Annotated in this window: 10 protein-coding genes, 1 pseudogene and 1 riboswitch; of the genes and pseudogenes, 6 read left to right on the top strand and 5 right to left on the bottom strand. The window is 53.4% G+C overall.

What is annotated here, in order from left to right:
* Window position 1: 1 nt before the first annotated feature.
* Window positions 2-2,215: a TRAP transporter permease gene (locus tag GOW93_RS11140; protein ID WP_170384072.1), complete on the bottom strand. Its 2,214-nt coding sequence runs from the start codon at window positions 2,213-2,215 to the stop codon at window positions 2-4.
* An 80-nt stretch (window positions 2,216-2,295) separates the two neighbouring features.
* Window positions 2,296-3,303, bottom strand: coding sequence for a TAXI family TRAP transporter solute-binding subunit (locus GOW93_RS11135; RefSeq protein WP_170384070.1), 1,008 nt, complete (start codon window positions 3,301-3,303; stop codon window positions 2,296-2,298).
* A gap of 128 nt (window positions 3,304-3,431) precedes the next feature.
* Here GOW93_RS11135 and GOW93_RS11130 point away from each other — a divergent pair, with 128 nt between their 5' ends.
* Window positions 3,432-4,400 carry a LysR family transcriptional regulator gene (locus tag GOW93_RS11130; protein ID WP_170384068.1) on the top strand — a complete coding sequence of 323 codons (969 nt, stop codon included), beginning with the start codon at window positions 3,432-3,434 and terminating at the stop codon, window positions 4,398-4,400.
* 197 nt (window positions 4,401-4,597) lie between these two features.
* Here GOW93_RS11130 and GOW93_RS11125 read toward each other — a convergent pair whose 3' ends face one another.
* The gene (locus GOW93_RS11125) at window positions 4,598-6,934 is read right to left on the bottom strand and encodes an alginate lyase family protein (protein WP_170384066.1); all 2,337 of its coding nucleotides are present in this window, start codon (window positions 6,932-6,934) and stop codon (window positions 4,598-4,600) included.
* Window positions 6,935-7,360: 426 nt separating this feature from the next.
* Entirely contained in the window at window positions 7,361-8,482 is a 1,122-nt protein-coding gene (locus GOW93_RS11120) for a glycosyltransferase (protein WP_254443517.1), read from the bottom strand.
* A gap of 24 nt (window positions 8,483-8,506) precedes the next feature.
* Here GOW93_RS11120 and GOW93_RS20910 point away from each other — a divergent pair.
* From GOW93_RS20910 to GOW93_RS11105, 3 genes and pseudogenes are all read left to right on the top strand, one after another.
* Window positions 8,507-8,639, top strand: a pseudogene (locus GOW93_RS20910) (IS5/IS1182 family transposase); the annotation flags it as partial.
* 555 nt (window positions 8,640-9,194) lie between these two features.
* The gene (locus tag GOW93_RS11110) at window positions 9,195-10,976 is read left to right on the top strand and encodes an ABC transporter ATP-binding protein (protein ID WP_217354787.1); all 1,782 of its coding nucleotides are present in this window, start codon (window positions 9,195-9,197) and stop codon (window positions 10,974-10,976) included.
* A 112-nt stretch (window positions 10,977-11,088) separates the two neighbouring features.
* Window positions 11,089-11,961, top strand: a complete 873-nt coding sequence (locus GOW93_RS11105) for a glycosyltransferase family 2 protein (RefSeq protein WP_170384064.1) — start codon at window positions 11,089-11,091, stop codon at window positions 11,959-11,961.
* 151 nt (window positions 11,962-12,112) lie between these two features.
* Here GOW93_RS11105 and GOW93_RS11100 read toward each other — a convergent pair whose 3' ends face one another.
* Window positions 12,113-14,020 carry a DEAD/DEAH box helicase gene (locus tag GOW93_RS11100; RefSeq protein ID WP_170384062.1) on the bottom strand — a complete coding sequence of 636 codons (1,908 nt, stop codon included), beginning with the start codon at window positions 14,018-14,020 and terminating at the stop codon, window positions 12,113-12,115.
* A 197-nt stretch (window positions 14,021-14,217) separates the two neighbouring features.
* Window positions 14,218-14,425, top strand: a riboswitch (cobalamin riboswitch).
* Window positions 14,426-14,531: 106 nt separating this feature from the next.
* On the opposite strand from GOW93_RS11100, the gene GOW93_RS11095 reads away from it, so the two are divergent.
* Both GOW93_RS11095 and GOW93_RS11090 read left to right on the top strand, forming a co-directional pair.
* Window positions 14,532-14,885, top strand: coding sequence for a DUF1636 family protein (locus GOW93_RS11095; protein ID WP_170384060.1), 354 nt, complete (start codon window positions 14,532-14,534; stop codon window positions 14,883-14,885).
* Window positions 14,882-15,667 (top strand): ABC transporter ATP-binding protein, encoded by a 786-nt coding sequence (locus tag GOW93_RS11090; protein ID WP_170384058.1) that lies wholly within the window; start codon window positions 14,882-14,884, stop codon window positions 15,665-15,667. The genes GOW93_RS11095 and GOW93_RS11090 overlap by 4 nt, the downstream gene beginning before the upstream one ends.
* The last annotated feature ends 19 nt before the right edge of the window (window positions 15,668-15,686 follow it).

The raw sequence follows: 15,686 nt of genomic DNA, 5'->3' as shown, positions 1-15,686 counted from the left end.
GTCAGGCCGGGGAGTGGCTGCGATTGCGGGCGATCAACTGGGTTACAATAACCGGTGAGGCCACTGCCAGCGCGATCAGATCGGCCGTCAGGCTTGGCGCCACAAAGATTATGCCTGCGACAGCCATCAGGATGCGGGACACAATGTTCAGTGGCTTCAGCCAATATCCGACCACTGCGGCGGATAGTGCGATAACCCCTGCGATGCAGCTGGTTGCGGTATATGTGAACTCCCACAGATTGAACCCGGTGGACGACACGAATAGCAGGACCGGCGCATAGACAAAGGCCATCGGTGCGATCACCTTGCCCAAGCCCAGTGTAAAGGCCGACAATCCGGTTCGGAACGGGTTCGAGTTGGCAATCGCCGCCGCAGCATAGGCCGAGGTACAGACTGGTGGCGTAATCTCGGACACCACACCATAGTAGAGCACGAACAGGTGGCTTGCGATCGGCGGAACACCCAGTTGCGCCAGCGCGGGCTGCGCCACTGAGACCAGCATGATGTAAAGTGCGGTTGTCGGAATGCCCGCGCCCATCAGGATGCAGACGATGGCAATGAAGACCAGCGAGATGAACAGCTGCAGATCTTCCATCGCAAACAGCTGGAAGCTGCCGAACGAGATCATGTTGTAAAGATCCGATGCCAGATTACCTGCGCCCTGCGTCACCATGAATCCGATGCGGAAGCCGATGCCGGTGGTGTTGATCACGCCGACAACGATGCCCACTGCAGCAGCTGCGGCACCAACGGCCAGCGAGTATTTCACACCCAGTTCGACCGCTTGCAACATCTCGGGCACTTCGATCCGCTTCTGCGGGTTAAGTGTAGCGATGACCGACAGACCGCACAGGATCGCTGTCATTGTCAGGTCGAACCCGCCATCCGAAAATTTCCACAACACGAAAGCTAGAAATGCACCCGCGTAGATGAGGGTCGGAGGTTGCTTGATGCGCGACATGCCCGCGATCACCGCCAGAGAAATGCCGCAGAATGCTGACATGAATGGGGTGTAGCCCGTGAAAAGCACTACCAGTAGCCCGATCAGCGGCACGATATTGGCCCAGCCTTCGGCCCAAACGGCCTTGAGTTGCGGCAGTTGCTCTTTCGCCAGACCTTTCAGGTTCAGCTTGCGCGCCATCAGGTGCACCACGGCGAAGACGCCGACATAGTGCAGGATTGCGGGGAAAATCGCCGCAATCACGATGGTGGTGTAGGGCACCTCGAGGAACTCTGCCATGATGAAGGCTGCTGCCCCCATGATAGGCGGTGTGATTTGGCCACCAGCCGAAGACGCGGCCTCGACGCCGCCCGCAAAATGGCCGGGGTATCCTAGGCGCTTCATGTTGGGAATGGTCAGCGCGCCGGTCGATACGGTGTTGGCAACCGATGAGCCCGAGATCGTGCCGAAGAAGGCCGAGGATACCACCGACACTTTTGCCGGACCGCCAGTATAGCGCCCCGCCAAAATCGTTGCGTTGTCGATGAACAGTTGCCCCAGTCCGGTGCGTTGCGCGATGACGCCGAACAGGACGAAATGAAAGACGATGGTGGAAACAACCCAGAGCGTGACGCCATAGATGCCTTCCTGCGGGAAATACATCGACGACACGAAGGTTTTGAAGTTCACGCCCGGATGTTGCAGCAAGCCCGGGAAATACGGCCCCAGCAGCGCATAGGAAATAAACACACAGATGATCAGCGGTAGCACCCAGCCCAGTGTTCGGCGCGCGATGTCCAGCACCAGAAGGATGATGATCACGCCTAGAAAGACGTCATAGCCATTGGGGTTGCCCATGCGGAACGTTTGTTCCTCAATCCCCAGAAACGGGATGCCCCGCCAGGCGACGCCGACATACAAGGCAGCAATGATGCCAAGCGCCATGAACACCAGATCGTAGAGAGGGATATTGCCGATCCGGAACCGGCTGACCTTGAGAGCATAAAGGCTTTTGGAGCCTATGATAGGGATGGTGGCGTATACCAGAATGAACAGCAGGGCCAGGTAGATGCCCATGTGCCAGTGGTCGGCAGGCAGGCCAAATCCGGCAGTAAAGAACTCATAGAATGCAAAGATCAGGGCGACAACGCGCAGAACCTTGCCGGTGGTTGGTGTGACCTGCCGGACAGCGGCACCTTCGTCGAACTGTTCTTCGATGGCCGCAAGTTCTTCGGCCGTCAGTTCGTGGTCATCAAGTTTCTGGGTCTCGGACATGATGGCCCCCTGATTTCGCAAAGTTCAAGTGTGCGGTGCCCCAATAGGGGCACCGGACGATAAGTTACGGTGAGATACGATTACTGCAGAAGACCAGCTTCTTTGTAGAACTTCTCGGCGCCCGGATGCAGCGGAACACCCAGCGCTTCGACGCCGTTCAGGGCCGTGTCGGCCGTGATTTGCTTGCCTTTAGCGTGGCCGTTATCCAGCAGCTTGCGGGTGTTGTCGTTCCACAGGGCTTTGGTCAACTGATAGACCAGATCATCCGACAGGTCCGAAGAGACAACCAGCATCGCGCTGACCGCAGGTGTCTTGGTTTCGCCGTCAATGCCTTCATAGACACCGCCCGGAATGACCGACGGGATATACGCCGGAATGATCTCGTTGATCTTGGCCAGATCTTCGTCGCTGAAGGAATGCAAGTTCATGCCCTTGGTCGAGGACAGCTGCACCATCGCGGCAACCGGCCAGCCTGCGGCATAGAAATAGGCATCCAACTGACCGTCAGCCAGGCGCTCGGCGCTTTGGCTATTGTTCAGTTCGGCTTCGTCCATGTTGTCACGGTTGACGCCCCAGGCATCCAGCATTTGCAGCACGGCAACTTGTGTGCCCGACCCCGCTTGCGCGATGCCTACGCGCTTGCCTTCCAGATCACCCAGATCATTGATCGTAGCGTCGGCAGGCAGAACAAGGTGTAGGTCTTCGGGGAACAGGTTTGCCACGATACGCAGTTTCGGGTGCGGTTTACCCTCAAACTTGCCTTCGCCCAGATACATCGAGCGGGTAACGTCGGCAGCGGCCAGTCCGGCCTCAAGCTCTCCGTTTTGCACAGCGGCGTTGTTGAAAACCGATGCGGTGGTGGATTGTGCAATCGCAATCAGACCCGGAACGCCGCACTGGCCACCTTCTTCACAAGGGCGCGAGCCCGGAGGGGCGGAAATACCGTTTGCAATGGTCCCGCCAATGGGGAAGTAGGTGCCGCCGGCGCCGCCTGTTCCGATGCGGAAAAAGGTCGGGTCCTGCGCCAATGCAGGCGCTGCAAGCACGCTTGCCAATGCCAGGCCAGTCAAGCATTTCACAAAATTCATCATCGTCTCCCTTGTTGGATCGTCAGATTCGGTTTGGCCGAATTTAGATCATGCAAGCCTAGTGGTAATTTGCATAAATACAAATTTGTTATATTTAACTAAACTAAAGTATAGTTTATGTAGAGATCATGAACCTTACTCAACTTACCGTTTTTCGCGAGGTGATGGAGACAGGCTCCATTTCTCAAACAGCAAGGAAATTGAACCGCACGCAACCGGCGATCAGTTTGGCATTGAAAAACCTGGAAAAGTCTTTGGGCCTCACGCTTTTCGAGCGTAAAGGGCGCCGGCTGGTCCCCGTTCCCGAAGCGCATTACCTTTTGGCCGAAACCACAGGTATACTGGATCGTCTCTCGACGATTTCCAACACGATGGAGGGGTTGATCAAGGGTCATTCCGGCAGTCTTAACATCGCAACAATGCCCGGACCGTCCGCCTTTTTATTCCCACGTTTTATTAGCCAATCGGTCGGTGAAAACCCCGAGATTCGCATTACGCTGTCCACGCGCAGCTCACCTCAAATCATGGAGCTTGCAGGGACGCAGAATATCGATTTCGGTTTTGCAGATTTTGAGTACTCGGTAGGAAGAGAGCCGCAGTATTCAGCCGAATTGATCCGGGCAGACTGTTTTTGTGCTGTGGACCGCGAAAGCCCGCTTGCCTCTTGCACAAGCTTGACAATTTCCGACTTGGACGGGGTGCCAATGGGGGGATTGCATGCAACGCATCCATTCCAAAAAAAAATTCGGCGAGAGTTTCAGGATGCATGCGCTGACTACAACCCTACGGTAACCTGTCAGTACTTTCTCCCGCTTATTCCATTTGTAAGCTCTGGTCAGTGCTGTTCGATTGTAGATCCTCTAACTGTGGCAACCGAACACGAAATGAATCTGTCCAACGGAAAGGTTGCGTTTGTACCCTTCAAAGAACCACTCAGATATGAATATGCGCTTCTCGAACCCGATCACCGACCGCCGTCTCAGTTGGCGCTGAAGATCAAGGCGGGCTGGAAGGCCGAAGTGTTGAAGATGCTGGAGGGCGTGAAGGCCAATCCGCGTGCTAAAAATTTTGCTGAGGCTGAAGGCAAGCAAAGTTAGGTGCCAGAGGTGGCTTAGGAATTCTGAGTCGGTGAGCAATCTTCATTCTCGAGGAAGGGTTATGTTTTATGCCCATTCTAGTAAGGCGTTCGTGGATTGAAACTAACGAGGAGGATTGAGCGGATGGGAGTCCGGGCAATAGTCACCTCAGTTTTCAAGGCACTTATGTAAGGTCATCAAAGGATATTTGTATTCAACTACGGTGCGGCGCTGTTTCCAATGGCCAAACGCCAGAAAGGCGCCACCCCATCATGTGGAAAAAAGCACGGCGGAGCGTCTTCGGCTCTCCATTCGCCTTGCCCGGTCTGTTTGCGTAAAGCACAGCCAATTGGAATCAGGCGCTCAGTATGAAACGGTTCAATCTGTGTGTGCCGCCACCCTTGTTCGGATTCTGACAGAAAACGAAGCATTGCAGAGCGCAATCGCTCGCCTGCAGCACTGTCCCAAGGGCGAAACCCGACATTTTCGAGCAGATTGAAAAGGTTTATCCAGCTTTGCAGATTGAATGCGCAATAGTGCTGAGTCAGCGTGCGCTCCAACTCATGCTGTTGCTCGCCTTCAGGAGTGATCGTGCCAAGCAATCTGGCTTGGGCCCTCAGGTTGATTTTCTGCAGGCTCTGTAGGTCATTCAAAAATATGGCAATGGAGGCTGTTTGAAGGTCAAAACAGGTGCCGTGGTTATTTGCCGCCCGGCATTCACTCACACCTTGGTTACTGGTGTTCAGCCAGTTCAAAAACTTAGAACACCAATCTTTCATCCCTTCGTTCAGAGATGCGTTGCCTAGTATCCGTACAGCATCAAGGAAGTAGTATAGGTCCTTAGTCTCAATCAGCCCGTGTGCCAATCCTTTGTTGTCGCTGTGTCCCCAACGTACCTGTGCATAATTCAGGTTAGGATTCATTCGTGTTTCAGGATTGATGAACCATGCCTGGATCAAGCTTTCGGCCTTTTCCGAATATCTTTTTTCACCGGTTACTCGCGCTGCAAGCACGAGCGTTGTTGTGTCATCGAACAGCCGTTGCAGGCGTGTTCTGTCATAGCGGTCACTGTCCGCTTCATACATCTTGGTGCCAGGCACCCGCCTGCCGTCCCGACGAATATACGGCAAGCCGTCTTTCGCCTTTGGGTTGGGCCACCAATAGGGCGCAGGGTGGTAATAGTCATTCGGATCGCCACTTGGCGCTGATTCCGGCTTGTCCGTTACCGAGAAAGGACCACGTGTCATGGCCTCTTCAGCTGTTGAACAAAGCACGATGCAGTCTGGGTCTTCTGAGTTGGCCGCTAACGCCTCAAGTCGGGCCGGATTATAGAAGAACGGGCCACCTTCATCCAGTTTCTTAGCCGGTTTTCGCGTCTCCAACATGTCCAAAGTCGCGCGGATTGCATCACTTCTCGCCAAACCGCGATTTACGATCACATTCGCACCTTGCTTCTCCAAGTAAGCTTGCCCGGAAAACATCCGCGCAACCCATCCGGCTTGTCCAACTCGGTGACCTTCCGGGCTGATTCTACGGGGCGACATATCAAAGAATTGGACAGGCCAATCCTGCCAAGGGCCCTGAATGCCCAGGTGAACAAAAAGCTCGACTTTTGGCCTGCGGCCATAAGGGTTACGCTCGTCGAACCGAAGGGGAGCATCGCACCGGAATGCTATCTGCGGTTCCTCTGTTGCCTCGGTTTCGAAGCCTTCTTGCAAAAGGTCTGCGTTATCCAGCATCCGAGCCATCGGTACGGTGAAGTAACGTTTGTCCCTTTCGGCCAAAACACCGCTACGGAAAGCATCCCATGCTTTTCGGGTAAAGTAACAATTTCCATCGAAGGGCAGAGCCCATTTTGAATTTCGAAAGCACAATTCGAGTGCCGCATTGCGAGCACCATTATTATTCATGACATAGTTATTTTTGGCTCGGTAAGACTGAGTTGTCATTTGGTCCCGGAGGGAATCTTCTACTGCGTCCAACGTGCCATTGAAGAAAAATTGGGGCTCCTCGAAGGTTTCAAAATCAAACCCCGTGGCCTGAAACTCTTTGGCGTCGAATGGGATTCTCTCATAAACCTGATTGTGCTTTTTCAGAAGCTCAATTAATTTGGCTTCGTTCTCGGGATCAAAGATCCGATTGAGTATCCAAAGCTTGGTGCAGTCTTCGAGCGCTGGTTCGTTCTCCAGAATGAACTTAAGGTTTTCCAAAGACTGGCCCGCACGGTGGCGAGGGACCAAATCGTTGCCAATGATGCGGCAAAGTGAAAATGTGTCCTGAAGCGAGTCGATCCGTTTTTCTTCTTGTTCATTTCGCACCGCCGACGCGACCGTCCCAAGCGACCCGGAGATTTCGCCCATACGGGATCTTGAGCCTAGTAAGCGCGATTTATTTTTCTTCCGTTTGCGGTGAACAAAGTAGATTGGCAGCAACACCGGAGAAAAAATGATCAACACTGGCGAAAGAAGGATTAGTATGAGATTGCGACGTCTCTTGCGTCGAATCCGCTCCTCAAAAGACCTGATGGGTTTTTCTTTTCGTCGGTTGATGGTCATAGACTAAACTTGCCTTTAGTGTTGAGACGCGACGCAAGAGCGCTGTTCAATACTGGCTCTCAAAACATGTCTTAGTACTCACTTACACACACCATTGGCAACTTTGAACCGTCACTACCGAAGTGCTCCAGCTAAATTTCAGGATACCAGTAGTCGGAGGTTAGTAAGTTTGCGACGCAGCCTAGCAAGGTGCATCGAAAATCTACTTCTGGTAGAAACTTTGTTAGACAGATGTGCCTGATGAACTGCGCGCAGCATTTCTAGCACTGTGAGGCTAGTCCTAAATGTAAAATGACCTCTGCTGTTCAGAGACGTCGGGAAAACTCAAAATCCTTGGCTCCTGAAGTTTAATTCCTTAATCCCAAAAAGTACTCGTCGCTACTGACTGTAACTCTGGTTGAAGTTAGTCGGCTGCTTGGGAACCTATCAGTGGCCACTTATTTTCTTGTAGAGAGATGACTTATAGCCGAAGGGGATGCCAAGGACACCGACAAGCCATCCTGCGGTTCTTGCGATCTCGATCAATCTTTTCTGTGGCTGGAGGGGAAGCAAAATGACCAAGGCTGCCAATACGATTATTCGTAATGGCGCAGTGGCGATATGTATCAACGCCTTGACCGGTCGCTGTTCCATCTTTCTGCGCATATGAGTATTGGCCTGATCTCTGCCGCGCGCTGCCTGATACCAGAAAGACAGTCGTTCGGCTGGTATATATTCATAAACAAACGCGTCGTTTACCCAACCGGTCGCTAGTCCTGCGGCGACTGTTTCGGCGTAAAACTTGGCATCAGTTCCACCTGTCATCCGCATCGTTTCGTCGAACCAGATGTCGTGATCGGTGAACAGCCGAGTTTCCCCCAGCCAGTTGTTGGTAACGATTGTCACTCCACCAGTATCTTCCAGCGTGGCCCGCTTGGAAGCTGCCTTCTCTTTTGTCAGATACCGATGATTGATGTTGCTAAGCATCAACCGCTGCAGTGCAGTTTCTTTTCCCGAAGGCGGTGCGGCCCGCAATGGCGCGCCCAGAAGAACAGCTGAACTGGCCCTGTATCCCGCTATCAAGCGGTCCAGCCAATCCGAAGCCACGGTTTCGTCATCATCGATAAAGCAGAGCAGATCAGACTCTTGAGCGATCGCTATGCGGGCGGCACAATTTCGGCCATATGGGATGCCGGGTTCTGTTTCCAGCGCATAGGAAAGAGGCGCGCCATTCGGCAGGGTATCTCCATATGCACGAACCGCTGCTTCGCTATTCGGTGCCGAGTCATTTTCGACAACAAGGCATTGGACGGAACAGTTCTCTGGAAGAACCATTTCGCCCCAGCTTTTTAGTAAGCTCGACAGCATGTCCGGACGCTGCCTTGTCAGGACCGCGACTGTGACCTTTAAATGAGATGAACGACGATCCATAGGGATTGTTAAAAACCTCTCGTTTTGAAACGGCTGCGCCGGTGTTTTGTGGCATCCGCCAAAATACCGGCGTTTGAGAAGAATTCTAGGTTCTGGACCCGTTAATTTTGTCGCCGCTATCTCGGTTGCATGATTCAAGCCCCTGAGTTTCAGAGGTGTATCATTAGCAATCTATTCTGGCTGACTGATGAACGGATGGAGCGTCTCCAGCCTTACTTTCCAAACAGCCATGGCAAGCCGAGGTTTGACGGTCGACGTGTTCTGAGCGGGATTATTTTCATCAATCGCAATGCGCATAATTCAATGCCATTCCCTAAATGTGACCAATGTCACTTGCGCGTTCGTAGTATCTGGTGCCGGTACAATTGAAGACGTGTAAAACAGATCCCGTAGGTTGAGGCTGCTCCGATACTCAGGTCGCGTAATCAGTTCCGCAAATGTAGAAGAAGCTTTTGAGAAATACCGCTTCTTAAAGCTTTGGCCCCAAACGACGCATTCGGCTTAGCCCTGTTGCTTTAACAGCGCCTGCGTTGGGTGATCAGATATTGCCCAAGCTGTTCTGAAAGGGCGGATCTGACCCGATTTATCTATCGTGCTCGGCGCCTTCGACTAGCAAAAAGCTGTGCGGCTGTTGAAACTGTACATCCGAACCCCAAATAGCCACGGATCTGGCAGATAGTCTCATGGCCGATAAAGTTGCGGTGAGCACCTGAATAGCCAAATCAGGTTACAGATAATGAGAAGGAACTTTGTGCGTCGTCCGGCCAAGGGCATGCGAAAGTAAACCGGGTTGCATCGCAGCCTGAATTCAATCAGGTATACAGTACTTCAGACAGGTTGGAATTTTGCTTTGCAAAAAACAAAACTGAAAATCGCGGCGACGCTGAATAATTCGATCTTATGGCGGCTGTTGAGGGAAAATCTAAGATCTCAGATGCCTCTCTACATCGTTGCTACCATTGCAATGGTACTGGTCGCAGGTACGACCGCCGCAGTCGCCTGGATCATGAGAGATGTTGTCGATTCACTGTTCGAAACGGATAATGCGTCCCAGGTCATGAGCGTTTCCATCGCGGTATTTGTGATCTTTCTAGTCAAAGGGGTTGCAACCTATGTTCAGGTTGTGGCTTTGACGCGCGCTGGTAACCGAATTGTTTCGAGTCAACAGATAAAGCTCTATGATAAATTGCTGCGTCAGGGTGTGTCTTTTTTCAATCTGACAGAAAGCTCCAACCTACTCATGAGGGTAACACAATCCGCTCAGGCAGCGCGCCAGGTGATCGAAGTTATTGTGACCACGGCCGTTCGCGACACTTTGAGTTTGGTCGGATTGCTGGCGGTCATGTTCTACCAGCAGCCTTTGTTGTCACTCTTCACTTTGGTTATTGGTCCTCTTGCAATCTGGGGGGTCAGGACTCTGTTGCGAAAAGTGCGAGAGATTGCCGACATGGAAATGCAATCCCTTGGGGGGATTATGCAAGTGATTCAGGAAACCTCTGGGGGTATCCGGGTCATCAAGTCGTTCGGCTTGGAAGAGCGGATGGCAAATCGCATGCACGACTCGGTCAAGAAAGTCGAGAAACGCCGAAATAAGCTTGCACGCCTTCAGGCCGCCACCAGCCCATTGATGGATATTCTTGCGGGCTTTGCCATTGCGTCAGTCATTGGATTGAGTGCGGCCAATATATTTGGATCCGGCGGCTCGACGCCGGGTGAATTGATGTCCTTCGTGACCGCATTGATGATGGCTTATGAGCCTGCGAAAAGACTGTCACGCGTTCGCGTCAAACTTGAGATCGGTTTGCGGCGCGTTAAAATGTTGTTCAAGCTGCTGGACCACCCCGAAACCTTGGCTGAAGGGGAAAATCCGCAAAGTCTGCCTTCCGGTCCGAGGGAGATTAAGTTTGACAATGTCACCTTTGGATACCGTAGCAGCGAGCCCATAATCAAAGACCTCTCGTTGACTTTTGAAGCCGGGAAAACAACTGCGTTAGTTGGTTTGTCCGGGGGCGGGAAATCAACCATTCTAAACCTTGCGCTTCGGCTATACGATCCGCAAAGCGGACAGGTTACAATTGACGGCCAGGACGTTAAGTATGCTTCGTTTAAAAGCTTGCGCGCGAACACGTCGTTTGTTGGCCAGGAAACGTTTCTGTTCTCAGCATCTATTGCCGACAACATTCGGCTCGGCAGAGAAGGGGCGTCGCGAGAGGAAGTCATCGAGGCGGCAAAAGCTGCCAACGCTTATGATTTCATCACAAACCTGGAAAACGGTTTTGATACGCTCGTGGGTGAAAACGGAGCATTCTTGTCTGGTGGGCAAAAGCAACGGCTGGCAATTGCCCGCGCTTTGTTGCGTGACAGTCCTATTTTGTTGCTGGACGAGCCGACAAGCGCACTTGATTCCAAGTCTGAACACCTTGTGCAAGAGGCCTTCCAGAGGCTGACTGCCGGGCGGACGACGATTATTGTTGCGCATCGTCTATCCACAATCCTCCATGCTGACCAGATCGTGGTGATTGAGGCTGGAGAGGTTGTCGAAAAAGGAAGCGCCAAGGAACTGCTTGAAAATGACGGTGCATTTCGTGCCTTGTACGATCACCAGTATTCCAATGCGGTTCATTCTGAGTGAACGCTTTTCGATCGAGAAAATGCGCAGCCGCCTTTAGAGTCACAATCGACGGCGACGCCATCTTGTCACAATAAAAGATCTCCTCTGCGGACCCTTGATTGCAGGAACGGATATGGACGCATCAATTATTATTCCGACCTACTATAGCTGGGACAAGTTGCAGTCCTGTCTGGACTGCCTCGCGTCTCAAACTGTTGGGGCGGAGCGCTTTGAGATCATTGTTGTGAACAATGCGCCCTTGGATCCCACGCCTGAAGACTTTCGACTTCCTTCAAACGCTCAGGTACTTACAGAAGATAAGCCAGGCTCTTATGCCGCTCGAAATAGGGGGATCGCCGCGGCGCAGGCCGAGTTGTTGTTTTTCACAGATTCAGATTGTCTTCCTGTACCGGAATACGTGGAAAGCGGCCTGCGCATCGCACAGGATCACCCAGATATCGGCCGTTTTGGAGGCGATGTCGTACTTGTACCCAATGGCCCCGAATGGACATCGGTTGAATTGTACGACTATCATTTCGGCCTTGCGCAAAAGAAATGGGTAGAACGTGGCCGTGCAGTCACGGCCAATCTTATTGCACGTCGTTACATGTTTGATCGGATTGGATTGTTCAATGGTGAAGTGTTATCCGGTGGCGATATGGAATGGAATGACCGCGCGACAGCTGCTGGCGAGCCGATAGTTTTCGCCGCCGACGCGATTGTTCGACATCCTGCCCGGGCTAGTCTGCGGGAATTTGCTACAAAAGTGCGCCGCATCGAGGGCGCAAGAATTCGCCGCAATGCCCGACGCGGAGCATTAAACTATGTTCCTCCAATTCAGAAATTGATCCCTTCGTTTCGGATCTTCACGAAGATGCGGAAGGATCCTGACCTAAATTTCCGCCAAGCTTTGGGGGTTTGGCAGGTCCAGTATATATTGCGGCTGGTGATGATCTCTGAAACGGTTCGGCTGCTTTGGTTTAAGCAGTCGGATGTCAGGAAGTAGGTTTGACGCGCGTCAGACGCGCGTCTTCCCTAATTGCTTTTGAGTAAGTGTCTTGAAGGGTCCGATCCCGGCAAGATGAACCCGACACTAACAGAGCGATTCTGTCGAAGTGAAGCCAACCCGCTGGCTCCGGGCTCTCAAAGATTTAAGCTTACTTCTTGCGCAATGGCACTGCATTGCCACCTTTTTTCGACATCGCCGCACGAGCGCGATTTTTCTTGCTATTTGGCTTGCCTTTTGGTGGTGGACCTTTTGGGCGGTCGCTGGCGTTTTTTCGATTTGGTTTCTTGGCCTGTCCAGTGTGATTGGTGTCGTCACGGTTAGGCTTGGCATTTTTTTCCGTTTTTTCGGGCCGCGCTACAGCTTTCTTCTGTCGCGGTTTGGCAGGTTGCGGCTCAACAAGGCGAGGCGGTTTGCCCTCGGCTTTTGCCGGGCTTCTTTTGCCTTTTGTGCTGCGCTTCGTGCTCGACTTACCAGATTTTGACAGGTCGGGTGCTGTCTCCAATCTCACGATGTCTTTCGTGCGCTCGACCTTCATATCTGGCCCGATGGCCTTCAAGAAACCGGGTACGCTGCTTTCACGAATTTCTATGTACGTCACATCCTCTGAAATGCGGATCGCACCAATATCGGCCTTGGTGATATTCCCGGCCTTACACACCATGGGTAGCAGGTAACGTGGAGACGCGTTTTGATTGCGCCCCTCAGACAATGAGAACCACACGCTCGGTCCAAAATCTGCTTGTGGCCTTGGCGCAGCTGTAGCCACGTCGCTCAACTCTTCGGGCGCGGAATGCTGGCCTTTGTATTGCCGGACATATGCGGTAGCAAGTTGCTCTGGCGTGAACTTCGCCACCAGTTCATCCACCGACGCGCGCTCGCTGTCGGCAATGTCTGCCTCCCAGTCATCAGAACCGAACATCCGCGCCAAATCCTGTGCGTTGACTTCGTCAGCCGACGGTGCCGCACCCCATTGGGCGGTAAGTCTGGCGAATTTCAAAAGCCGTTCGGCTTTTTTGACCGAACTCGGAGCAACGATCAGAGTGCTGACACCTTTGCGCCCGGCACGTCCGGTTCGACCAGATCGGTGCAGAAGGGTTTCATGGCTGTTGGGCAACTCGGCGTGGATCACAAGATCCAAATTCGGCAGATCAATCCCTCGCGCCGCGACATCTGTTGCGACACAGACACGGGCGCGCCCGTCGCGCATCGCTTGCAGGGCATTCGAACGCTCGCTCTGCGTCAGCTCTCCTGAGAGGGCTACAACCGAAAACCCACGGTTTGACAACCGGGCCGTCAAGCGACCCACCATGGCGCGGGTGTTGCAAAACACGATGGCGTTTGGCGCCTCGTAATACCGCAAGACATTGATGATCGCGTTTTCCCCATCACGAGAGGCCACTTTCAACGCTCGGTATTCGATGTCGGCGTGCTGGGTCCGTTCACTGACGGTGCTGACACGTTCAGCATTCTGCTGGTACCGGGTGGCAAGATTTGCAATGGCGCGTGGGACTGTGGCTGAAAACAGCAGGGTCTGCCGGTCCGTCGGTGTTTCGTCGAGGATGAACTCCAGATCCTCACGGAACCCAAGGTCGAGCATTTCGTCGGCCTCGTCCAGCACCACCGCACGCACCACTGTCAGGTCGATCGAGCCGCGCATGATGTGATCGCGCAGGCGCCCCGGTGTCGCCACAACGATATGCGCACCACGGGCCAGTGCACGGCGTTCATCGCGCATATCCATGCCGCCGACACAGGAAGTAATGAAGGCACCTGCATCTGCGTAAAGCCAACCAAGCTCTCGCTTGACCTGCATAGCAAGCTCGCGTGTTGGGGCGATAACCAGCGCCAAGGGCGCCCCGCTGGTGTCAAATACTTCTGCCTCGCCCAAAATAGTGGATGCGATGGCCAGGCCGAAACCTATAGTCTTGCCTGATCCGGTCTGCGCCGAGACCAGCAAGTCCCGGCCCTTAAGTTCTGGGGCGGATACGGCCTCTTGGACCGGAGTCAGTGTGGTATACCCTTTGCGCGAAAGGGCATCTGAAATTGTCTGTTTCATGGTTCGGCTCTTTTGGGTGCTGCGGCCACCCTCAGAGCGTCCAACAGACGGATCAACGTCGAAGCGCTGTCCATACTGAGAGAAGAACCGGATGTATAGTGTTGATGATTGTGGGACGTGAGAACGACCATTGCGTTTAACCGGCACAGAAACTGTTTGTAGCCCGGAAAAACCATTTGACCCAACTCCAGTTCTCGGGCACTCGTTCCCCAGATGGTCCCCGCGGATGCTAAAGCGGGGTGAAAAGGGAATACGGTGAGGTTGGCCGACTGGCGCCAAGTCCGTGACTGCCCCCGCAACTGTAAGCGGTGAGCGACGCCAAATACCCACTGACCCAGTAGGTCGGGAAGGACGGCCAAGCATCGACCCGCAAGTCAGGAGACCTGCCATCAAGTGTTTTAACCAACCCGGGGCGGGGCGTCCTGGAAGGAGGCTTTGATGGCACGTATCATGCGTGTTTACATGATTGGCACCTTCTGCTTGCGCTTGGCAACAAGTGGAGTGGGAAACGTTGGTTACACCTGATCATTTCTTGCTGATTTGTTCGACCTGCAAAGGCGAAGACAACGCAGACGCATTGTGCCAGGCACTGGCCGCGAAGCTGCCTTCGGGTTTTGCACTGCGCAAAATCGCTTGCATGGCGGGTTGCGCACACCCGACCACGGTTGGGTTTCAGGCATCAGGAAAGGCGCAATATCTGTTCGGTGATATTGAAACGGAAAAGGACATCAAAGCTTTGGTGGAATTCGCCGGGCAATTTCGCCTCAGCGAAGATGGGTGGACCAGCGCAACAGACAGGCCGCCTCAGTTGTTCGAAAAGACGTTGTCTCGGCTGCCGCGGCTTGAGTTAGGGGAGTGTCGATGAATTCCTCATCCTTCTTGGTTGCCCGGGATCTTGCGTACCATGCACTCAATGGTGACACCTTGCTGCAGCAGGCATCTTTTGAGTTAGATGAGGGGGCCATTCTGGCCATCGCCGGGCCAAACGGTGCTGGAAAGACCACGCTTTTGAACCTTTTGTGCGGCGCAGTGGATTTGGCGCTGGGGGATGTTCTGGTCAAAGGGCGCAGTCTTCGGCAGATGTCGGCAGTTGAACGCGCACGAAAAATCGCAGTCGTCAGCCAGCAGGAATACCCGGACGGAAGGTTGGCATTGCGGGACTACGTTGCTCTTGGTCAAATTCCGATTCGATCCGATCGCTCGACCGATGAACATGCTACGGAATTGTCGAGAATTTTGCGGCTGACTGGTCTGGGCGCTCTTGCGGATAAAAAAATGGCTGTCCTGTCTGGGGGTGAGCGTCAGCGGGCGCATATTGCGCGTGCCTTGGCGCAGAACCCCTCATTGCTGTTTTTGGACGAACCGACCAACCATCTGGACCCGGATGCCAAGGGGCGGATGCTGTCTCTGGTTGCCGAGTTGGGGATCACCGTGGTGATGATCGTCCACGATTTGGTCATGATCCCCGAATTCGCTACTCATGTGGCGTTGATGAAGTCATCGAGGCTTACCAGTTTTGGCCCTGTGGACGAGGTTCTGACGCCCGAACATGTACGTGAGACATTCGGTGTCGACTACCTGAGCTTTCACCACGAAGGCCGTGTTATCCCGGCGCTGGATATCCGAAAAACAACTGTTTCAAACTAGACAAAGGAACCTCCTCAAA

The organism is Ruegeria atlantica (genome assembly GCF_013032455.1).
Classification (GTDB): domain Bacteria; phylum Pseudomonadota; class Alphaproteobacteria; order Rhodobacterales; family Rhodobacteraceae; genus Ruegeria; species Ruegeria atlantica_B.
The sequence above is the reverse complement of the archived record's forward strand: the minus strand, read 5'-3'. Positions and strand labels throughout refer to the sequence as shown.

What these genes read in the sequence shown, in the direction of transcription:
- GOW93_RS11135 (WP_170384070.1), bottom strand. Translation starts at nt 3,303, where the DNA reads ATGAATTTTGTGAAATGCTTGACTGGCCTGGCATTGGCAAGCGTGCTT.
- GOW93_RS11130 (WP_170384068.1), top strand. Translation starts at nt 3,432, where the DNA reads ATGAACCTTACTCAACTTACCGTTTTTCGCGAGGTGATGGAGACAGGC.
- GOW93_RS11140 (WP_170384072.1), bottom strand. Translation starts at nt 2,215, where the DNA reads ATGTCCGAGACCCAGAAACTTGATGACCACGAACTGACGGCCGAAGAA.
- GOW93_RS11125 (WP_170384066.1), bottom strand. Translation starts at nt 6,934, where the DNA reads ATGACCATCAACCGACGAAAAGAAAAACCCATCAGGTCTTTTGAGGAG.
- GOW93_RS11105 (WP_170384064.1), top strand. Translation starts at nt 11,089, where the DNA reads ATGGACGCATCAATTATTATTCCGACCTACTATAGCTGGGACAAGTTG.
- GOW93_RS11090 (WP_170384058.1), top strand. Translation starts at nt 14,882, where the DNA reads ATGAATTCCTCATCCTTCTTGGTTGCCCGGGATCTTGCGTACCATGCA.
- GOW93_RS11100 (WP_170384062.1), bottom strand. Translation starts at nt 14,020, where the DNA reads ATGAAACAGACAATTTCAGATGCCCTTTCGCGCAAAGGGTATACCACA.